Raw genomic sequence first — 20,975 nt, 5'->3', positions numbered from 1 at the left:
TTTTTTTTTTTTTTGAAAAACTATTTTTCTTTTAAGAGAGAATAATCAAAACGGAATGGGAAAAATAGAATGTAAACCACGTTGTCCAAGGCCACAATGCGTAGTTTATTAAGGTGTTGCAAGTGAAAGTTGATATTTTTCCATTCTTGTGTGGTGACTGTTGAAAAAATAAACAAAATCAATCTATTTTATCCTATTGACAAGATTATTCGTTACAGTATAAAATGATAACGTTCCCAATGTGATGCAAATACCAACGTTATTTTAATTTTGGTATTGTCCGAAACATTGAGTGGATACATGTGTTGCAAATATTATCTATTTACCATGATTTAGGTAAAATGCACCAAAGTTTAAAAAAGGCTTTCACAAACGACTCTAACAAGTCTTTATTTTTTCTTCTTATTTGTAAGCACTTGCATGTGTGATAAGAGAATTCGGTGAAAGTACAGAAACGTTGAAGGCATGACAATTCTAAAAGCATCATGTGTAAAATGAAAAGTTGCAGCATAAAAAATAAAAAAATACTACATGGGGGATGACATTATGCCTTTAGTCATAATTGCTATCGGGGTACTATTATTACTTCTTTTAATTATGCGATTCAAATTGAACACATTTGTATCCTTAATCATTGTGTCTTTTATCGTCGCGCTTTTACTGGGCATTCCAGTGAAAGATGTTGTTCATTCAATTGAAACCGGTTTAGGCGGAACGCTTGGACATATCGGTATCATTTTTGGTCTTGGCGCCATGCTTGGCCGATTAATCGCTGACGCTGGTGGTGCGCATCGTATCGCCTCAACGTTAATTGACAAATTTGGTGAAAAACGAATTCAATGGGCTGTTCTAATCGCTTCATTCATATGCGGAATTGCCCTATTCCTTGAGGTTACCATTGTATTATTAATTCCGATTATCTTCTCAATCGCAAAAGAAGCAAAAGTTTCGGTTGTCAAATTAGGTCTTCCGATGGTAACGGCTGCGTTGGCTGCACATGCTTTCTTGCCGCCGCATCCAGGCCCAATTGCTGTTGCTGCTGAATATCATGCAAATGTTGGTCTAATGTTACTGTACGGAATCATTGTTGCGATCCCAACTGTTATTATTGCAGGTATTTGGTATCCAAAATTGGCTCAAAAAATTGTTCCATCTGCATTCAATAGAGAAGTCAGTTCGTCCTTTGGTGTGGCGAAATCATTTAAATTAGAAGAAACACCTGGTTTTGGAATCAGCGTTTTCACTGCCTTATTCCCTGTTATCTTAATGGCGATTGGTGCGATTGTCGATATTATGGGATTAAAAGAAAATGCGTTCATCACCGTTATTCGCTTTATCACGAACTCTGACACCGCTATGATTCTTTCCGTTCTGTTCGCTGTTTACACAATGGGCATAGCAAGAAAAATTCCAATGAGCAAGTTGATGGATTCTTGCGGTTCCGCTGTAAATGCTCTAGGTATGCTGCTATTAATCATCGGCGGCGGCGGTGCCTTAAAGCAGGTTATTGTTGATGGCGGCGTTGGTGACTATGTTGCTAAATTATTCGAAGGATCCCATATGTCACCAGTTCTGTTTGCCTGGATTGTCGCAGCATTACTACGTGTCTGCCTAGGATCCGGAACTGTTGCAACCTTAACAACTCCTGGCTTGGTTCTTCCGTTACTTGCAACTATGCCGAATGTTAACTTGGAATTAGTTGCACTTGCAACTGGTGCTGGTAGTGCCATGGCATCACACGTTAACGACGCGGGATTCTGGATGGTTAAAGAATCTATGGGCATGACTTTGAAAGAAGCATTCGGAACCTATACCGTACTTTCCACTATTGTGGCTGTATCCGGATTAGTATTTACCTTAATATTAGATATGTTCTTGTAAAAAACAAAAGGGGGCCATTTTATAGAGATTCTATAAAATGGCTCTTTTTTTGGCTAATAGGAAATTATAAATTTTTTTCAAAATTTATAATTCCCTAACGCATAAATTCAACTAGCGCCTCTGTCTTCGTCCTATCGGACTCGCCAATCGGCGAGTTTTCATTTAAAAAATATATTCTTGAAATCGCTTTAGTAATTACTTTTACTTTAGGAGAAATTCGCTTATAATTAAAATGTGTTGCAAAATGCAAAGGAACAGAACGTTTTTAAAAAATGGTTTGTTATGCATCAATAAAATAGATATAAAAATATAGATAGGTGGAAATCTGTATGAACGAGAAATACGAGCGTTTGAAAGATATCTTAAAAGAGATGGGCAATGTGGTTGTTGCTTTTTCCGGAGGTGTCGACAGTACGTTTTTATTAAAAGTGGCGGTTGATGTTTTAGGAGTGGAAAACGTTTTGGCTGTGACGGCTGATTCTGAAACATATCCATCCAGTGAATTGGAAGAAGCGAAAAAGCTCGCTAAGCTGATTGGTGCCACACACCAAGTGATTGAAACCTCTGAACTGAGTATTCCGGGCTACGCGGAAAATGACCGGAACCGCTGTTATTTTTGCAAAAACGGACTGTTCGAAGAAATTGTTCCCATCATGCGCGAGAAAGGATTCCAAAACGTGGTCTATGGCTTAATTGCTGATGATATGAGTGAACATCGTCCCGGCGTCCGCGCAGCGAGAGAGCATGGTGTCCGCGGGCCGCTACAGGAGGCAAATCTTTTTAAAGAAGAAATTCGTGAGCTTTCCAAGCAATTAAATCTGCCTACCTGGGAAAAACCATCGTTGGCCTGTTTATCCTCCCGCATTGCTTACGGTGAAAGGATCACGCAGGAAAAATTAACAAAGGTAGAAAAGTCTGAAGCATATCTAAAATTACTAGGTATCCGGCAGGTGCGCGTTAGGACACATGACGAGATTGCTCGGATTGAAGTGGAGCCTCAAGATTTGCAGTTAGTGTTAGCAAACCATCAAGAGATTCAAGAAAACCTGCAGCGCTTCGGCTATAAATATGTCACCCTTGATCTTCAAGGCTATATGAGCGGGAGCATGAATAAAGTGTTAACACCAAGCTTTACTAAAGCTGAGTCCTAATGGAAAATAGAAGAATAGAGGATGTTTAGTAGGTGAGGGGAAAATGATTAAAGCATTGGTTATTGTTCCTTATGAGGGACTATATGAAATGATGAAAGATATCCAACAAGAGGTGGAGGATTTTCAATTCGATATCGAGTTAGGGAATCTTTATGAAGGTGTGGCCATTGCCAAGGAAGCCGAAAATAATGGCTATCATGTTATCATCAGCCGCGGCGGTACAGCGTCCTTGATTCAGGAAGCGGTATCCATACCGGTAATAGATATTCAAGTGTCCGGTTATGATGTATTACGCATCATCACCCTCGTAAAGGGATTTTCGCGTAAAGCGGCAATCGTTGGCTTCTCGAATATTACGCAAGGTGCAGGGACAATCTGCAAGATTCTTGATTTGGATATTAAAACTTTAACCATTACAAAAGATACCGAAGTTAAAGAAATCTTAACGAATTTAAAAAAGCATGGCTATGAAGTGATTATCGGAGACGTGGTCACGGTTCAGACAGCCAAGCAATTGGGGCTAACAGGCGTTCTGATCACTTCAGGTAAGGAAGCGATTATGGATGCATTGGAGGAAGCGAAAAGATCCTATCGTATCTTCTCGCAGCTGCAGCAGGATGTTTCGTTATTTCAATCCATTCTCGATTGTAACGAACAACCAATCGGTGTTTTTAATAAAGAAGAGAAACTTGTATATGGGAATGAACGTTTTAATCACGAATTTCATTGGATGATTGTTGAAAATTCCAACGATATAAAAAAGCTGATTCAAGAAACAGCGTTTACAAAGGAAAAGCAAACAAGAGCCGTTCACATCAATCAGTCAATCTGGAATATTGCTGCTTGTCCTCAAGACGGTGCGATTGCTTTATTTTTCGAAAAAAATCTTTCGAACCAATCCGTTGTACAGGTTGGGGAGAGAGAAGCGAAAAATGCTATCGAATTCCGTACATCCACTTCGTATGTCTCTCTTTCTGGAAAAAGTGAATCGATTCAGAAAGTGTTAAAACAGATTGATCAATACAGTGTAAGTGACGAAGCTGTGTGGATTTCCGGAGAAAAGGGAAATGGAAAAGAATTAGCGGCCCACGCGATTTATGTGAAAAGAAATAACCTATATGACCCCTTTATTGTGTTGCAAAGTGATTTATTAAGGGCAGGGCAGCTGAAGGATTTCATGGTCGAAGACTTTTTTCAAAAACACGCTAATGGCGTCATTTATGTAAAAAACATTGATCATTTAAGCGCTGATATACAAAAGGAGTTATATCACATCGTCCAGAATGATCATCACAAAAAGATAAAGTGGCTGGTGTCTTCCGAGGACAATATGGAAGAAAAGGTCAAGAGCGGCATTTTTGATCGTGAACTGTACCAAACCTTAGGGCAGCAAAAAATTTACATCCCGCCGCTCCGGGAACGCAGGGAAGATATTGAGGATTTAATTCATGTCTTTATTTCTGATCTTCATCCCAAATACGGCAATGGGGTCGTTGGGATTCGGCCTGACGCTTTGGCGAAACTTGTCAGCTATGATTGGCCGAGCAATGTAGAACAGCTCAAACAAGTCATCGAGCAATTGTTTAAACAGACAAGTTCTTATTATATTGAGATGGAAGATGTGGCGGCGGTTTTAGCGCAATGCGAGCAGCCTGAGAAAAGGGCTGAGGCCTTAACTTCTATTGATTTAAACGGCACACTAGAAGAAATCGAAAAACAAGTTATCACCAAAGTCCTTGAGGAAGAAGGCTTAAACCAATCGAAAGCAGCCAAACGTCTAGGCATTAACCGTTCTACGCTGTGGCGCAAGCTAAAATAATAGCTTGCGTTTTTTTATGACAAAAATGATGCAAAAAGCAACAAAATGAATTTTTTTGTGATATTTTTTCTAGATATATTGCCAAATGCAACATTTTGTTTTAATATTAATATTACTGAAAGCGTTTTTAGGTGAAAAATAAAACAGCATCTAAAAACTTTATAATAAATCAATTGGTTTGTTGCAGAGCTTATCATGCCAATGTGAATAGGCGATTTAAAACCGATGAAAAATAATAAAACTCGATACAAGACAAACTAGAAATAGCATAGAAGGGGGTCGGGATGCAGGTGAAACTTGCGGTAATAGCAGATGATTTAACAGGTGCCAATGATACGGGTGTTCAATTTGCCAAACAAGGGTTAAACACGACAGTGCTATTTGCTGAGACACAATTACAGCCAGCACATTTAAGTGCAGATGTGATTGTCTTAAATTCAGATAGCCGTGCCTTAAGCGCAGAAAAGGCTTATGAAGCAGTGTTTAATCTAGCGGCACAATTGAATAAATTGTCTGTTTCAAAAGTTTTCAAGAAGATTGATTCTACCATGAGGGGAAATATTGGCCCAGAGATTGATGCCGTCATGGATGCATATAAGTTAAAAACCTCGTTTGTGGTTCCGGCTTTTCCGAAAAGCAATCGAGTGACCACGAATGGGTATCATTATGTGAATGGTGTTCTTTTAGAGGAAACGCCTATTGCTCAGGATCCTGTCTGCCCAGTAACAGAAAGCTACTTGCCTAAATTGTTGCAGGAGCAAAGTAAGCGGGAAGTCACCTTCATTTCCATTTCGGATGTGCAAAAAGGTAAAAGTCATCTATCAGAAAAAATAAAAGATCTATCCTCGGGTGATAGCTCAAAAATTATCGTCGTCGATGCAACGACTGATGAAGATTTAAAAATGATTGTCGAAGCGGCGGAAATTTTAGAAGAGAATTTCCTTTGGGTAGGTTCAGCCGGAATTGCTTATCATCTTTTCAACACAGGCAAGCGCGAAGAGGTATTGCGTCATCAACAGTCGGATGACCGGCTTCCGGTGTTGGTCGTAGCGGGTAGTGTGAATCCTGTCATTGACCGGCAAATTCAAGTTCTGAAAGACAAATATCATGTCGAAGAAATTGTCATTTCTCCGGAAGAATTCTTTTATGAAGACAGGAGAAAACGTGAAATTGAACGGGTTGTGAAGGCTGGTCAGGCATTGCTGGATAAGGGCGATTTAGTGGTCACGACCAATCGTGAGCGCGAGACCATCAATCGAGTGAAGGGTCTGCAACAGAAACTAGGAATATCGAATTTTGATGTAGGTTATACCATTGCCGAATCAATGGGCGTGATCGCCGGCCAATTAATTGATAGCAAGTTTATCTGTGGGGCGATTTTAACAGGCGGGGATATTGCTGGAGCCACCTGTAAGGTATTGAATGGCGAAGGAATTCGCGTCATTGGTGAAGTGGAGGCCGGGATTCCGTACGGGAAATTGTTCGGCGGCTTCTTTGACGGTTTGCCGCTTGTGACAAAAGCGGGTGCCTTTGGAACGGACCAAGCCCTCGCCAATGCTTTACAAACCATTACGGATGTAAATGCTCATGTTAAAGACCGCGATTGGCGTCATACTGGCACTCCGTATGTATGCAGCTAATTTTTAGATGAGCTGAAGAAATAGTGTTAAATAGGACAACCGCCAAGCATATGTCGTAATGCACCATTGATGTGTTATTCAACATATGCTTGGCGTAATAAGATGTTATAACGGGAGGAAACGAAGATGGCAGCAAATAAACCAGTTATTGCAATTACAATGGGAGACCCTTCAGGTGTAGGACCTGAAATTATTGTGAAGTCCTTGAATGACAAAAACGTCTACGAAAATTGCCGTCCCTTTGTAGTCGGCGATTTGAAAATTTTAAAAAGAGCTTTAGGTGTTACGAATGTTGATCTTCAATTAAACAGCATTGCAAATCCTGAAGAAGCTAAGTATGAATACGGAACTATTGATATTATCGATTTAGATTTAGTTTCCGAAGACCTGCCTTGGGGCCAAGTTTCTTCAGATGCAGGAAATGCAGCATTCCGCTATTTGGAAAAGTCCATTTCTTTTGCGAATGAACAAAGAATTCACGGCATTTGTACCGCTCCTTTAAACAAAGAAGCGCTGCACAAAGCAGGTCATATGTATCCTGGCCACACTGAAATTTTGGCAGAATTAACAGGCACAAAAGATTTCGCGATGATGCTTTCTGCACCAAACCTACGAGTAATCCATGTGACTACCCACATCGGACTTCTTGACGCCATTCATAAAATTAATGCTGAGCGCCAATATACAGTAATCAAGCTTGCGCATGATACACTGCAAAAAGCAGGGATCAAGTCACCAAGAATTGCAGTCTGCGGCATCAACCCGCATGCAGGCGAAAATGGCTTGTTTGGACATGGTGAAGAAGAAGAGAAAATTGTTCCAGCTATAGAAAAAGCTCAAGCAGAAGGCATTAATGTACAAGGTCCGCTTCCTGCTGATACATTATTCTTCAGAGCAAGACGCGGTGATTTTGATATTGTCGTGGCACAATATCATGATCAAGGCCATGGACCAATTAAAGTATTGGGCCTTGAAGCTGGCGTGAACATTACGGTTGGTCTGCCAACAATCCGTACCAGCGTTGACCACGGAACTGCTTTTGATATCGCTGGAAAAAATATTGCGGATGAGCAATCATTAAAAGAAGCGATTCGCATGGCGATTGAATTGGCTCCTGAGAACTTGGCAATATAATTATGATGAAATTGAAGCAAGAGGTCATTATCCGATCTCTTGCTGCCTTTGTATGTGTGAAATTCTTTTATGAATAAGGTGTTTATTTTTGAAAGGGGAGTAGTACTATGTCTTTTCCTAAAATGGCGAAAATAAGACAAAAATTTCAAGTCGAAAGTTTACAGGATATCCCTGGAACGATTGCGGAGCAATTCCAGCAAGTCAATGCCGATGAAAAAATCAAGCCGGGCATGGAGATTGCTATTACCGTAGGCAGCCGGGGGATTAACAATATCCCTTTAATCGTGAAAAGTGTGGCAGATGAAATTAGGAAGAGAGGCGCAACTCCGTTTGTTTTTCCGGCAATGGGAAGTCACGGCGGCGCTACAGCTGAAGGGCAAAAAGAGATGGTGGAAAGCTTAGGTGTAACCGAAGAATTCACTGGCTGCGAGATCCGTTCCTCCATGGACGTCGAGGAAGTTGGCGTCACATCAGAGGGAATCCCAGTTTATGTTGATAAGATTGCTTACAATGCAGATGGCATCATCGTGATGGGCCGCATCAAGCCGCATACAGATTTTAAAAATAAAATTGAAAGCGGCGTCTTAAAAATGGCGTCCATCGGAATGGGTAAGCATAAACAAGCCCTGGCATTACATACTTATGGCATTAAAGGAATCAGTGAAATGATGCCTGAAGTAGGGAAAGTGGCAATTGCCAAGTCCAACACTCTATTTGGAATTGGCATTGTGGAAAATGCTCATGAAGAAACGGCGATCATTGAAGCTATAGAACCGGACCAGATCGAAGAACGTGAAAGAGAATTATTGAAAAAAGCCTTTACCTTAATGCCAAGCCTGCCAGTCGACGAAATGGATATTTTGCTAGTGGATGAAATCGGCAAAAACTATAGCGGGACCGGCTTTGATACGAACATTATCGGCCGAATCCGGGTGTTGGGCGTTGAAGAGCCGAAAAAGCCAAGCATCAAATATGTCATTGCCTCCAATTTAAGCGAGGTCAGCCACGGCAACGCTTTAGGAATCGGCTTAGCGGATTTAACTACCAAGCGTTTATTTGAAAAAATCGATATCAAAACCATGAACGAAAATGTCGTCACCAGTACCTTCTTGGCACGTGCAAGTATTCCGATTGTCCTGGACAACGACCAAGAAGCATTGAAAGCAGCACTGCGCGCTACCTGGGGAGTGGCACCGGAACAAGCAAGAATCGTACGGATTCCAAACACCCTCCACATCGGCGAACTATACGTATCAGAAGTCATCTTCAACGAACTAAAAGACAAAGAAAACATTGAAGTATTAGAAGACCTCCAAGAAATGAAATTCGATGCAGACGGATATTTCTTACCGATGCATTGATGCATGGGGACGGTTCTTGTGCATCGTTAGAATAAACGGCTTCCCAGAGTGGGAAGCTGTTTTTTATTTTTTTATGAGAAACTGGAGTTAAGCGAATATCCACCACTCAACTTCATTTTTTAAAGGATTATTTTGTCAGTAAATAGAAATGATGATTGTATACTGTAGAGGAGGAGTTTCTTCATGGCTCATAATAGACAAATTACTTCCAAGCTAGGGTTGGATGCGGAGAATCAGATTAGGGAAATATGCAAGGCGCTGCCTGAAGTTGTGGAGCAAGTGGATGGTTTCGGCCATACATCGTTTCGGGTGAAGGATAAACCTTTTGTCATGATGGGAGAGAATGAGGGCGTAGTATCGATTTCAATCAAGACATTGCCGACTACGCAAGAGTTTCTCCTGCAGCAGCCGGGCTATTCTAAAACACCCTATATTGGACAACATGGCTGGACCTCCTTTCAGGCCAAACAAGACCTAAACTGGGAAGAAATCCTCGGATATCTTTTTGAAGGTTATTTAAGAGCTGCACCTATGAGTTTGGCAAAATTAGTCTCAAATGCCGAACGCTAAAGATGGATGAGCCAAATAAGTAATGAAAGTAGAGGTGATTTCTATTCTTGACATCGTATTATGGATTCTGATCATTGCCTGTTTTATCTTCAGCTTTATAGGGCTGGTATATCCAATCATCCCATCGGTTTTGGTTATTTGGGTTGGCGTTATGCTATACCATTTTGGGATAAATTCGAATGAACTATCTTGGATTTCGTGGACCATGCTTGCATTATTGACAATTGTTTTATTTTTGGCGGATTATTTGGCGAATCTTCACTTTGTTGACAAGGCCGGCGGTTCTAAATGGGGGATGCGGGCGGCAACAATTGGATTGATTGTAGGAAGCTTTGTGATTCCGCCATTTGGCGTCATTATTGTCCCGTTTGTATTGGTATTAATCGTTGAAATGCTGCAAAAAAAATCATTTGCGGAATCCACGAAAGTGGCGTTTGCTACCTTAATCGCCTTTTTAAGTGGAACGGTTGCAAAAGGAGTTATTCAGTTAATCATGATTGGCGTGTTTGTTTTTGATGTGATTTTATAAAAAAGCAGGCTTATTCGCTGTTTGAAAGGTCTGATTTCTTTTAGTCCCTTGAAATTCGTCGGTAATCCCTTTCCGTTACATCCCACTTTTTCATCGGAAGCAAATTAGTATTTTCATCCTATGAAACTATTCCAATTTTATTTATTTTTTATTTTGTTCCATTATCAATTTTTAAACATAAGGATATGGATAAGGAGTGGAATGTGATGAAAAATGAACGGGAACAGTTTGACGCTGAAACGCTTCAGCTTATTCAAAATAGACTTGATTATATTTACTCCATCGCCAAGAGGTATAACAATGATAACCCTGAATTAATGGACACGATTGAAAGTTTAGCTAATGTGGCAAACATGTTTGCAAAGATTAAATATGAAGAGTTGAAGGGTAAGGAAGTAACAGCAAGCCCACAAGGGTACATTGTAAAAAGACTGGGAAACTCATACTCAAGAATGAGAGAGTATGAAAAACAAAAAGAGAAGGAATTTCCGGAGTGGAAGCTCTGAGTATGAAACACAGGGACGGTTCTCGTGATTCTTTTTGCATTTTGAGGCAAAAGAACCGTCCCCGTGCATCGCTCTTTTTTTTTTGCAGAAATCGGGGTAATTTATTGCTAAGTTATTTACGATATTTGTAGATAGAATGATTATTTCTTGGGGAATAATAAGTGAATTTGTCGAGAGGTGTGATTTTTAGATCGATTCGTGACTTTGTCTATTTGCCACAATGAGGCATAAGAACCTTCCCCATGCCTCACTTACATATAATTTCCTGCCGCGGGGATAATAAAGCCAACTTATCCTCAAAATGGAGATTTGTATGCAGAGCTTAGTAAAAATCTTGATTCCCAGACAGTTGTTTATGTTGCTGATTCTTTCGACTGGATTGCTTAACCATGTGATTCTTATCCCGAATTTATTGACTGCTGCTGGACGGGATAGTTGGTTAAGTGTTATTTTGGTTTACCCCATTGCCATCTTCTTTACATGGCTGATTTACTTTATTGTCAAGAAAAGTCCGAATGAGGGCTTCTTTTCATTGATGAAACAGCGTTTAGGAAGGGTGTTCTCGACAATCCTGTTCATTCCAATGATGCTCTTTTTGTTGACAAGCTGCTATGTCACCTTAAGGGACTTAATGATTTGGTTAAGTGCCTATTTTCTTGCTGATGCTCCAATTTTTATGATTAATATTATTTTAATTTCTGTATGTTTTCTTGTCACGCTCAGCGGGATAAAATCAATGGCGATAGCGAGCGGGTTTCTATTACCAATTGTGATGCTGCTAGGGTTCTTTATTGCATTTACAAACATTCATCATAAGGATCCTAGTTTATTGTTTCCGGTTTTCGCCGAGGGTTATGCCCCTCTTATGAAAGGGGCCATTTATGGACTGGCCGGTCTCCTCGAGATATACGTGGTCATTTTATTACAGCCATATTCCCAGGAACCCATTAAATTTAGACAAATGTTCGTTTTATTATCAATTTTAACGGGTTTAATATTGGGACCTCTGTCCGCAGCCATCATGGAGTTTGGCCCAACAGACGCAGTCAATTTTCGCTATCCTGCCTATGAGCAATGGCGTATTTTAAGTATCGGCGAGTATATCTCTAATTTGGACTTTTTCGCTTTATACCAATGGCTGAGTGGAGGATTAATCCGGGTAGGATTATTCATGTATCTGCTTTGTACATTTTTTACTTCGAAGAAGCAACCCTACAGGCTGAACCCAAAGCTTGTTGTCGTTATGTATCTCCTTTTATTCGGTCTCATGATGATAAAAGTCGAGACTTTTTATTTCTATAAGGCTGTTTATCATTACTTTTTACCGGCATGCATGGTGTTTTTTCTAGTACAAATCCTGTTATCTGTTGTGCTTGTATTAGTTTTTAATAAAAAGGGTGATCATCATGGCAAGGACACGCAGCTCGACTCCATTTCATAAAACAGGTACAGATGAAAAAGCCGAAGAGCTAAAAAATCAATTTGCGAGGAGTCAGGATTTCCAATGTAAAGTGCATCATATAGGACAGGAAAGCTTTGAAATGATTTATTTTGAGAGCATAATCGATGGGTATTATTTAGATCAATACATCCTGCCTAAGCTTGGTTTTCATAATGAAATTCCTCTAAAAAACAAATTTAAATCCCTTTTTCAAGCAGAAGATATGACTTTGAAATCGATTGAAGATTTATCCGATTTGCTTTTTGAAGGAGAAGTCCTATTCAAAATCGATGATGTCCTTTTAAGTATTCTAGCATGCGACTTTCCAAAACGAATCCCTGAAGAATCAGCGCTTGAGACTTCGATAAGAGGCCCAAAGGACGGATTTGTTGAGGATATAAAGACAAATATATCCCTTGTCAGAAGAAGGTTGAATAGCTCATCATTATGTCTAGAAAAATACACCATTGGAAAAAGAAGCAAAACAAAAGTGGCTCTCATGTATTTAGAAGATGTCATTGATCAGAGAGTCCTTGATGAGGTTCACAAAAGGCTGGATAAAATCGAAACTGATATTTTATTGAGTATTCATGAACTTGAGTCATTTGTTCGGGATCGGCCGTATTCTGTATTTCCTACTATGGATTATACAGGGAGACCGGACTTTATTGTTCAGGCATTGAATCAAGGTCGATTTGCTCTGCTAGTGGACGGGAATCCTACTGTATCTGTCGCCCCCACTAGTTTACTGGTACAGACCAAATCTCCTGAGGACAATTACATCAGTTATGCTTATGTTTCAATCGAAAGGATCATCAGACTGATAGGGTTAATGATATCTGGCTTTTTACCCGGTTTGTGGATCGCCTTATCATCCTTTAACATTGAACAGATTCCATATACACTGGTAGCGACCGTAGCAGTCTCCCGTTTCGGTCTTCCTTTGTCTTCGCCCATTGAAATGGTGATCATTCTCTTTTTATTTGAGCTATTTAATGAAGCTGGGGTACGCTTGCCGCGGGCGATCGGGCAAACCGTAGCGGTATTAGGAGGCTTAATTGTAGGGGATGCAGCCATAAGGGCAGGCTTGACATCTCCCACTATGCTGGTCATTACTGCAATCACCTATATTTCGTCTTTTACGTTAGTGAATCAAACATTAAGTACAGGAATCACGGTTATCAGGTTTTCTGTTATTTTACTTAGTACTTTTTTCGGATTATTTGGAGTGGTGAGCGGCTTTATTTTAACGATATTTTATTTTTCAACGCTTTCTTCCTTTGGGGTTCCTTACCTTGCATCGGTAGCACCTATAAGCCTAAAAGGAATATTGAAGTCATTTTTAAGATTTCCTAATAGCTTATACAAATCAAGAACCGCCTCAACGAGCCCAGATGACCCAACAAGGGGCGGTAATCCGTCATGAGAATAATGAAAATCGTATTGGTTCTCTCATGTTGTCTAATCTTTACCGGCTGTACGGGAATAAAAAATATTCAAGATGTAACTTATATCGTGGCAATTGGTATGGATTATGATGTGAAAAAGAAGGAATATACTGCGTATATTCAAGGTTTGAATTTTGCCAATGTAGCAAAGACAGAGGGCGGCCGGCCTGTAGAACCGATTCCGACTTTTGTGGCATCAGCCACTGGTGAAACACTAAATTTGGCAGTAAGTAAATTATATAAAAAGTCCGAACCGCCTTTATTTTTTGGACACGTTAAGACGCTGGTGTTAAGCCAACGTTTAATCCAACACAAAGCGAAAGAAGTCATTGAAGAAGTAGGCAGAAATCGTTCGCTTCGCCCAACACTTAGAGTCGTAACGACAGAGGAGGATATCCAAAAGGTTTTTAATGTAAAAGCATTATTTGACTATCCGGCGGTGTATACGGTGATTTTTAAAAAAGATGGCAGTGACCTGGCCGAGGATGAAATAAGGCCCACCACGCTCATGCGTTTTTTAAGAGACTATTATGAACCGATGGGGGCGGCCAAACTGCCTTTAGTCAAAATTGATAAAAATAGTTGGAAGACTAAAAAGAATTTCCCCATTTTATTTTTTAATGGATATGCTGTGTTTCAGCACAAAAAATTTATCAAAGTTCTTCCTTTTAATGATGCAGTTTATATTAATTGGCTGCTCGAAAACAGGGTTGCATTAGACCGAAAAGTGCTGGATAACGGAAAGCTGGTAGCTGCTGTCAGGCTGACTACGCCAAAAATGAAAATTAAATACGAAAAGGGCACAGCTTCACCAAAGTTTTCAATAGAGCTTTTTGCGCATGCTGACTTACTGGAAAAAATAGAGGATATCCCCATGAAAAAGTTACATGAATTAATTGAAAAAGATATAAAAATGAACATTGAAGCACTTTATAAAAAAGGGGTAGACGACCAGATTGATGTCCTAAATGCCGGGGAAAAATGGTATCGGGCCCACCCTAAACAATACCAACAATTAAAAAAATCAAAGAACTTTTATTTAGATAAGAAGTCCTTAAGTAAAGTTAACGTTAAGGTACAAGTCTTTCATTATAATGCCTATAAATATGACCTACGAGGCAACGGGGATTTCTGAGGCATGGGGACGGTTCCTGTGCATCAATTTAGTGAGGCACAAGAACCGTCCCCATGCGCCATTTCCAGTAAAAACCAGAGGACAAAATGTAACCGTTTCCATTATAATAGAGATAGAAAGAGGAAAGGGGATGCAGCAATGGAACTATTAATGGAACTACTAGTCAACAACCCGTCGGAGGAGCCTTGTGAAGAAAATTCCCCAGCAATAGATGAAGAGAATTACGATGTGTCTGACTATGATTATAATAAGAGGATATGGTTTTAATAGATGGAATGTGGGGACGGTTCTCGTGCGTCAATGATGCACGAGAACCGTCCCCTTGCTTCACCCTCAGTGAATAAAATGGTCGGTATTTTTATCAATATATAAAGTGCCATCCTTTTGCAGTTCTGCGTAAAAGACTTCTGACAGGTCTGTTCCTGCTTGGGCTAATTGTTCGTGGACCCAGGCCATATTTAGGTTCAATGGCTGAAGGTTCTCATCAATGATTTTCCCGTCCGCTATCACCTGAATAGGAATCGGGATCTGCGCAGCTTGAGGCCCCCCCACGCCATTTGCCTGTGCCGGCAATGGTAAATCCCCGCGCTTCAATGGCTGCTTTTGTTCCTTCAGCAAAACAGACAATTCTCCATTTGTCTCCAAAATCGCATAATCCACCTCCTCGATCGAAAAAACATCCTTATTCCTTAACAGGACCTGCAGTTCATCCATGTCGAGGCGCTGTTTTTTCAAGACATGCTCGAGTATTTTCCCCTGCTTGATAACGATGACCGGTTCCCCTTCAATAACCTTGCGGAAGGATCTTGATTTGACATCGAAAAACGCCACGAGCAAGGTCAGTCCGCACCATGTTAAAAGGCTGACAAAGCCTGAGGAAACCTTTAAGGTTGGGTCAACCGACAACGCCCCGGCAATCGCTCCAATGGAAATGCCGGTGATATAATTAAAAAAGGTTAGCTGTGAAACCTGCTTCCGGCCCATTAGTCTGGTTAATAGAAAAAGCACCACAAAGGCACCGACTGCCCTCGCGAAAATCTCTACCACGAATCTCTCACCACCTAAATTGTTTATAAGCAATAGATTTTTTTTTATTTTCACCGAAAACTATCAAAAATATGCGAGAAAACCTAGCAGGAACGCGGTGGCGTTTCTTGTCTAAATGATGCATAAGAACCGTCCCCGTGCCTCACTCCTTCCTAGCTATGACCTTTTTCCTATGTTTCTTCCATTTCTCTTTATTGGCAGAAATAGTATAATGAGAGGAGAGTATTTTGAATATTTGGCAATAAATGTATTTTATTGGAATCTACTAAGGGATATGTCTTGAAGGAGCGGGGTTTTACATATGAAGGTCATGTCGATTGCTGCCCTTTTTGATGAGCATATGGGGATGAATGAAGCGTTAGGAAAATTAGTTGAGAGTCCGGAATTAACGATATGGTACAGGGATTTGGCGAAGGATACGTTATGGGTTTCGAAGGGAAACGCCGCCATCTATGGTTATACACAGGATGATTTCATGAATAACCCAACTCTGTGGCAGAAAGCTGTTTACCAGGACGACCGCTGGATTCTTGACGATGCGATCGCCCGGCAGCTGGAGGGCAGCCCGACGACCGTGGAATATCGCATTATTCGTTCGGATGGCGAGGTAATATGGATCGAGAATCGCTCCCATTCGATTTTGGACTCGAATGGAAAGGTCATTGCTATTAGCGGGTCGACCTATGACATTACCGAGCAAAAGAGAGAGTCCTTACAATTGCAGGAACAGCTCATCATGAACGAAAAAAGATATAAGTCACTCTTTAACTACAACCATGATTTAGTGTGTTCCCTGGATCTGAATGGGAAAGTGACGAGTGTTAATAAAAGCTGTGAAGCTTTAACTGGATATAGTGAAACAGAATTGATGAGTAAGTTTTTTAAAGATTGGGTTTATGAAGCTGACCTGCCTAAAACCTATCGGGCTTATAAACTTGCCAAAAATGGGCATTCCGAGCGGATGGAATTAAGAATCGTCCATAAAAGCGGAGACATTCTCTTCACTAGTACAACCACCATTCCGATTATGATTGATGACAAAATGGTCGGTGTGTATTGTATTGTCAAAGACATTACCAAACATAAAAAACTGCAGGAGGAATTAGAAGGCAATAACCTGCGTTACAAATCGCTGTTTGAACATAATGCTAACTGTGTCTACTCTTTTGATTTACATGGATATTTTACAAGCTGTAATTCCGTGTGTGAACAACTTACGGGCGATCGAAAAGAAGAATTACTTAAGCCGGTCTCTTTTCACTCGTTTATTGTTCCGGAAAAACTGCCAGATACCATCTATCATTTTGAGCAATGTAAAAAGGGCACACCGCAAAATTTCCGAACGTCAATCAAGAATCGAAAGGGTTCCATTATCCATTTAAACGTGACGATTGTTCCGTTAATCGTAAACGGACAAATTAATGGCGTCTTTGGCATTGCACAGGACATTACGAAACAGGTGAAAATTGAAGAAACCAATGAGCATATGGCCTACCATGATTATTTAACTGGCCTGCCCAATCGAAATAAGTTAAATACTACCCTTTCGAAGGAATTGGCTCTTGCCCAAAATCGAAGCCAGCAGGTAGCTATTCTCTTTTTAGACCTTGATCGCTTCAAACTGATCAACGATACACTTGGTCATACAACAGGAGATCAATTGTTAAAGGAAGTAGCCGAACGGATGAAATCTTCCCTCTATGATAAAGACATTGTTTTCAGACAGGGTGGGGACGAATTTATCATTATATTAAAAAATGCCGATCGCGATGTCGCTTCCATCGTATCGAGAAGAATACTCGATATTCTGAGTGAGCCTTTCCAAATCGAAAACTATGATATTTTTACATCTCCGAGCATTGGAATCAGCATGTACCCGGAGGATGGCGAAAACGTGGAAATCCTCATCAAAAAGGCCGATTTCGCCATGTACCATGCCAAGAATGACGGAAAAAATAATTTTAAATTTTATTCCCAAAAAGAACGTAAATCCAACATGAATCCATTAAAAATCGAGATGGACCTCCATAAGGCGCTGGAAAAAGAAGAGCTGCTTCTTCATTACCAGCCAAAGGTTAATTTAAAAACAGGGAAAATAACCGGGGTGGAGGCGTTAATCCGCTGGAACCATTCGGAATTCGGGATGATTGCTCCCGGTACCTTTATCCCGATTGCGGAAGAAACTGGGTTGATCACTCCGATTGGCGAGTGGGCCTTATATACCGCCTGCAAGCAATGCAAGGACTGGCAGCGCAAAGGTTTTTCCACCACGGTCTCAGTCAATCTCTCGGCCCGTCAGTTTACGCAATCCAATTTGCATGAAACCGTTGCAATCGTCTTGTACGAGACGGAGTTAGAGCCTCGATTTTTAGAGCTTGAGATCACGGAAAGCATGACGGCCAGCATTGAACGGACTATTTATACGTTACAGAAGCTAAAAAAGCTTGGTGTACGGATTAGTATCGATGATTTTGGAAAGGGATTTAGTTCGTTAAATTACCTGCAAAAATTCCCGGTAGATACATTAAAAATTGATCAGGCATTTGTTCAGAGCCTGCACAAAAACCCTAATGACGAGACGATTGTGAAAACCATCATATCGATGGCGCATAATTTAAATTTAAGTGTGGTGGCGGAAGGAATCGAGACAAAGGAACAGCTATTGTTCCTGCAGCAGCACCTTTGTGATGAAGGGCAGGGTTACTTTTTTACAAAACCTGTACCGGCTGAAGAAGTTGAAAACAATTGGTTTGACATTCAGCAGATGGTGAAGGAATTCGGCTTATCGCAGGACGTCAACGAACGCAAGTGGGCGGAAGAATTTGTCCGGATTGCGAGGAAAGAATTAAATGAAACCATCCGCCTCCAACAAGGGATGACCTTTAAGTATAAAAAAATTAATGGTCGTTTCATTCATACCCTGTGTGATGGGGAGTTGCTGTATCGGCTTGGCCTTATCCCTAGTCTTGTGGTAGGAAAGAGTTTAGCAGAGTTTTTACCTAAGGAGTATGCGGAAGACAAGGAAGTTTATTATCAAAGGGCTTGGGACGGGGAAGAACATGTTTCCTACGAAGGGGAAGTCAATGGGGTCACCTATCTGGCGGCGTTAAGTCCGATAAAGCGGGGCGGCGAAGTGGTCGAGGTCATCGCTTCGTGTGTGGATATTACGGAAAGAAGAAAAGTGGAAAAAGCCTTGCATGATAGTGAAAATAAGTACCGGTTGATTACGGAAAACATGACCGATTTGATTACTTTATTCAATCAGGATGGAACCTGCGTCTACGCCACTCCGTCCCATCAAACCGTTCTTGGCTACACACCCGAATTTTTCATAGGACACAACAATGAACACCTGACTCATCCGGAAGATGCTCCCCTTATGAAGAAGACATTCGTCGAGGTGTTGGAGACGAAAACACCTTGTAAAGTGGAGCTGCGCTTGTTACATGCGAATGGGGATTGGAGGCTGCTGGAATGTACCGGTACGCCAGTTATTGGTGAAAATGGCGAAGTGGAACATATCATGGTGGCCAGCAATGATATTACGGAGAAAAGAAGAGCAGAGGAGCTGCTATCGAAATCGGAAAAATTATCATTGGTGGGCGAGCTGGCGGCCGGTGTTGCCCATGAAATCAGAAATCCGATGACATCGATTAAAGGATTTATTCAGCTATTCCAGCAGGGCATCATCAGGGACGAATACTTTGATGTGGTACTTGGCGAGTTCGACCGGGTGGAGGACATTATTAAGGAGTTTCTTTCCCTGGCAAGGCCACAAGAAATCCAGCTGAAGCAAGTGAATATTCCAGTTTTGTTAAAAGAGGTGGAGACCTTAATCAAATCGGAGGCGCACCTGAAGGATGTGGAAATTCTGCTGGAAATAGAGCCAGATCTCCCAGCGATTATGTGCGATACCAACCAAATCAAACAGGTGCTGTTGAATCTCTGCAAAAATAGTATGGATGCGCTGGATACCAAACGAAAAGGTCTCATTAAAATCACGGTAGGGGTTGAGTGTGACCAGCTGCTGCTTCAGGTCATCGATAACGGAATTGGAATCAGTGAGGAGCGTATCAAAAGACTTGGTGAGCCTTTTTACAGCAACAAGGAAAAGGGGACAGGCCTCGGCCTGATGATCTGCTTTAGAATCATCAAACAGCACAACGGAACGATCACCTTCCAAAGTAAAGGAAACTGCGGCACCACCGCGCAGGTAAGGCTGCCGTTATAGGAGATAACGCGTATGACAACATTGCAAAATCAAAAACTATCAGAACGATTCGAAGTGGCCTTTAACCAAATACATGCCTGGCTGCAGCGGAATATAGTGGAGGAACGATCCGATAAGTTTACCGACTTGCTTCGGTCAGGGTTTCCGCGCCACTCGATTATTCGAAAGTACTACCATGACTTGAAAATGTTTGCCCGCCTCCGGAACTCCATTGTCCATGACAAGGTGGAATTAGGGTTTTATATAGCGGAGCCGCATGAGACTGTCGTCGATAAAATCGAACTGATTGCCGAGTTGCTCGTAGAGCCAAAGGCGGCATATTCGATCGCTTCTAAACCAGTATTCTACTATTATGAAAATGCAAAACTGAAGGATATCTTAACCGTCATCCAAAAGAAATCCGTTTCGCTTTTTCCTATTTATGATGAGACCGGTTTTAAGTGGCTGTTAACGGCGGAGGAAATCATCGGTTGGTTTGCCAATCATCTAACCGGCAACAGTATCGTGATAGACGAAGTAGAAGTAAAAGAGCTGTTTTCTGAAAAAAGAAATCGCCGTGTCGAGTTTGTTGGCAAAGATATTGATATCTTCGAGGTAGAAGAGATTTTTGAACAATATCACTTGAAAAATCAAAAGCTTGAGGCCGTCATCATTACGGAAACCGGAGAGCAGCAGCAAAAACCGCTCGCCATTGTCACCTCTTGGGATTTGGTAGAAATTGATGCGATAGAGTAATGGTATTTTGATGGGGTCATGTTCGAACACGATAACAAGCCGAATTTTGCCGGGAAAATATATAATAAAAAGGCCCTTATCCATTAAGGGCCTTTTGTTTGTGCGCCCGGCTGTTCAGGCTCTGCTTTAGCCTTCGAGTCTTCCTCATAATTGGTCAGCCCTGCACTCGTATGGGCAAAGTTGTTGCGGTCGCCGTGAATGTTGCCTAGGCCCTGATTGTGTTTTTTATTGCTTTTAAAATCCTCGATGAAGTTGTTGCCGATACTGAACACGGAGGCGGCCTGAATGCTGCCAATCTTGATGTTACCGATATGAAAGGTCGGCGATAAAATGGGGGATGCCACGGA

At 41.2% G+C, this 20,975-nt stretch carries 17 protein-coding genes; 15 read left to right on the top strand and 2 right to left on the bottom strand.

Features of this window, described 5'->3' with window-relative positions:
- The first annotated feature begins 546 nt into the window (after positions 1-546).
- The 13 genes from KHB02_RS22125 (at position 547) to KHB02_RS22065 (ending at position 14,882) form a co-directional block, all read left to right on the top strand.
- On the top strand, positions 547-1,881 hold the full coding sequence (locus KHB02_RS22125) for a gluconate:H+ symporter (RefSeq protein WP_213143921.1): 1,335 nt from the start codon (positions 547-549) through the stop codon (positions 1,879-1,881).
- A 329-nt stretch (positions 1,882-2,210) separates the two neighbouring features.
- Positions 2,211-3,032 carry an ATP-dependent sacrificial sulfur transferase LarE gene (larE, locus tag KHB02_RS22120; RefSeq protein WP_213143922.1) on the top strand — a complete coding sequence of 274 codons (822 nt, stop codon included), beginning with the start codon at positions 2,211-2,213 and terminating at the stop codon, positions 3,030-3,032.
- Positions 3,033-3,075: 43 nt separating this feature from the next.
- The gene (locus KHB02_RS22115) at positions 3,076-4,851 is read left to right on the top strand and encodes a PrpR N-terminal domain-containing protein (protein ID WP_213143923.1); all 1,776 of its coding nucleotides are present in this window, start codon (positions 3,076-3,078) and stop codon (positions 4,849-4,851) included.
- A 284-nt stretch (positions 4,852-5,135) separates the two neighbouring features.
- Complete coding sequence (locus KHB02_RS22110; RefSeq protein ID WP_241114016.1) at positions 5,136-6,491, top strand: four-carbon acid sugar kinase family protein; 1,356 nt, start codon at positions 5,136-5,138, stop codon at positions 6,489-6,491.
- Between the two features lie 126 nt (positions 6,492-6,617).
- A complete protein-coding gene (gene pdxA / locus KHB02_RS22105) occupies positions 6,618-7,625 on the top strand; it encodes a 4-hydroxythreonine-4-phosphate dehydrogenase PdxA (RefSeq protein WP_213143924.1) in 1,008 nt (335 codons plus the stop codon).
- 107 nt (positions 7,626-7,732) lie between these two features.
- Positions 7,733-8,986 (top strand): nickel pincer cofactor-dependent isomerase, group 22, encoded by a 1,254-nt coding sequence (locus tag KHB02_RS22100; protein WP_213143925.1) that lies wholly within the window; start codon positions 7,733-7,735, stop codon positions 8,984-8,986.
- A 183-nt stretch (positions 8,987-9,169) separates the two neighbouring features.
- Positions 9,170-9,556 (top strand): MmcQ/YjbR family DNA-binding protein, encoded by a 387-nt coding sequence (locus KHB02_RS22095; protein ID WP_213143926.1) that lies wholly within the window; start codon positions 9,170-9,172, stop codon positions 9,554-9,556.
- A 22-nt stretch (positions 9,557-9,578) separates the two neighbouring features.
- On the top strand, positions 9,579-10,085 hold the full coding sequence (locus KHB02_RS22090; protein ID WP_213143927.1) for a DUF456 domain-containing protein: 507 nt from the start codon (positions 9,579-9,581) through the stop codon (positions 10,083-10,085).
- Positions 10,086-10,291: 206 nt separating this feature from the next.
- Complete coding sequence (locus KHB02_RS22085) at positions 10,292-10,591, top strand: hypothetical protein (protein WP_213143928.1); 300 nt, start codon at positions 10,292-10,294, stop codon at positions 10,589-10,591.
- A 313-nt stretch (positions 10,592-10,904) separates the two neighbouring features.
- Positions 10,905-12,032, top strand: a complete 1,128-nt coding sequence (locus KHB02_RS22080) for a GerAB/ArcD/ProY family transporter (RefSeq protein WP_213143929.1) — start codon at positions 10,905-10,907, stop codon at positions 12,030-12,032.
- Positions 11,998-13,458 carry a spore germination protein gene (locus KHB02_RS22075; RefSeq protein WP_213143930.1) on the top strand — a complete coding sequence of 487 codons (1,461 nt, stop codon included), beginning with the start codon at positions 11,998-12,000 and terminating at the stop codon, positions 13,456-13,458. Before KHB02_RS22080 ends, KHB02_RS22075 begins: the two co-directional genes overlap by 35 nt.
- Positions 13,455-14,615, top strand: coding sequence for a Ger(x)C family spore germination protein (locus KHB02_RS22070; protein WP_213143931.1), 1,161 nt, complete (start codon positions 13,455-13,457; stop codon positions 14,613-14,615). Before KHB02_RS22075 ends, KHB02_RS22070 begins: the two co-directional genes overlap by 4 nt.
- A gap of 3 nt (positions 14,616-14,618) precedes the next feature.
- Entirely contained in the window at positions 14,619-14,882 is a 264-nt protein-coding gene (locus KHB02_RS22065) for a hypothetical protein (RefSeq protein WP_241114015.1), read from the top strand.
- A gap of 66 nt (positions 14,883-14,948) precedes the next feature.
- Here KHB02_RS22065 and KHB02_RS22060 read toward each other — a convergent pair whose 3' ends face one another.
- Positions 14,949-15,662 carry a DUF421 domain-containing protein gene (locus KHB02_RS22060; protein WP_241114014.1) on the bottom strand — a complete coding sequence of 238 codons (714 nt, stop codon included), beginning with the start codon at positions 15,660-15,662 and terminating at the stop codon, positions 14,949-14,951.
- A gap of 301 nt (positions 15,663-15,963) precedes the next feature.
- On the opposite strand from KHB02_RS22060, the gene KHB02_RS22055 reads away from it, so the two are divergent.
- Together KHB02_RS22055 and KHB02_RS22050 are read left to right on the top strand one after the other, a co-directional pair.
- Positions 15,964-19,893, top strand: coding sequence for a PAS domain S-box protein (locus tag KHB02_RS22055; RefSeq protein WP_213143932.1), 3,930 nt, complete (start codon positions 15,964-15,966; stop codon positions 19,891-19,893).
- Between the two features lie 12 nt (positions 19,894-19,905).
- Positions 19,906-20,628, top strand: coding sequence for a calponin homology domain-containing protein (locus KHB02_RS22050; protein WP_213143933.1), 723 nt, complete (start codon positions 19,906-19,908; stop codon positions 20,626-20,628).
- A gap of 83 nt (positions 20,629-20,711) precedes the next feature.
- On the opposite strand, the gene KHB02_RS22045 is transcribed toward KHB02_RS22050, so the two are convergent.
- On the bottom strand, positions 20,712-20,972 hold the full coding sequence (locus KHB02_RS22045; RefSeq protein ID WP_213143934.1) for a hypothetical protein: 261 nt from the start codon (positions 20,970-20,972) through the stop codon (positions 20,712-20,714).
- Positions 20,973-20,975 lie beyond the last annotated feature (3 nt).

The organism is Neobacillus citreus (assembly GCF_018343545.2).
Lineage (GTDB): Bacteria > Bacillota > Bacilli > Bacillales > Cytobacillaceae > Neobacillus > Neobacillus citreus.
This window is presented reverse-complemented; position numbering and strand designations above follow the sequence as displayed.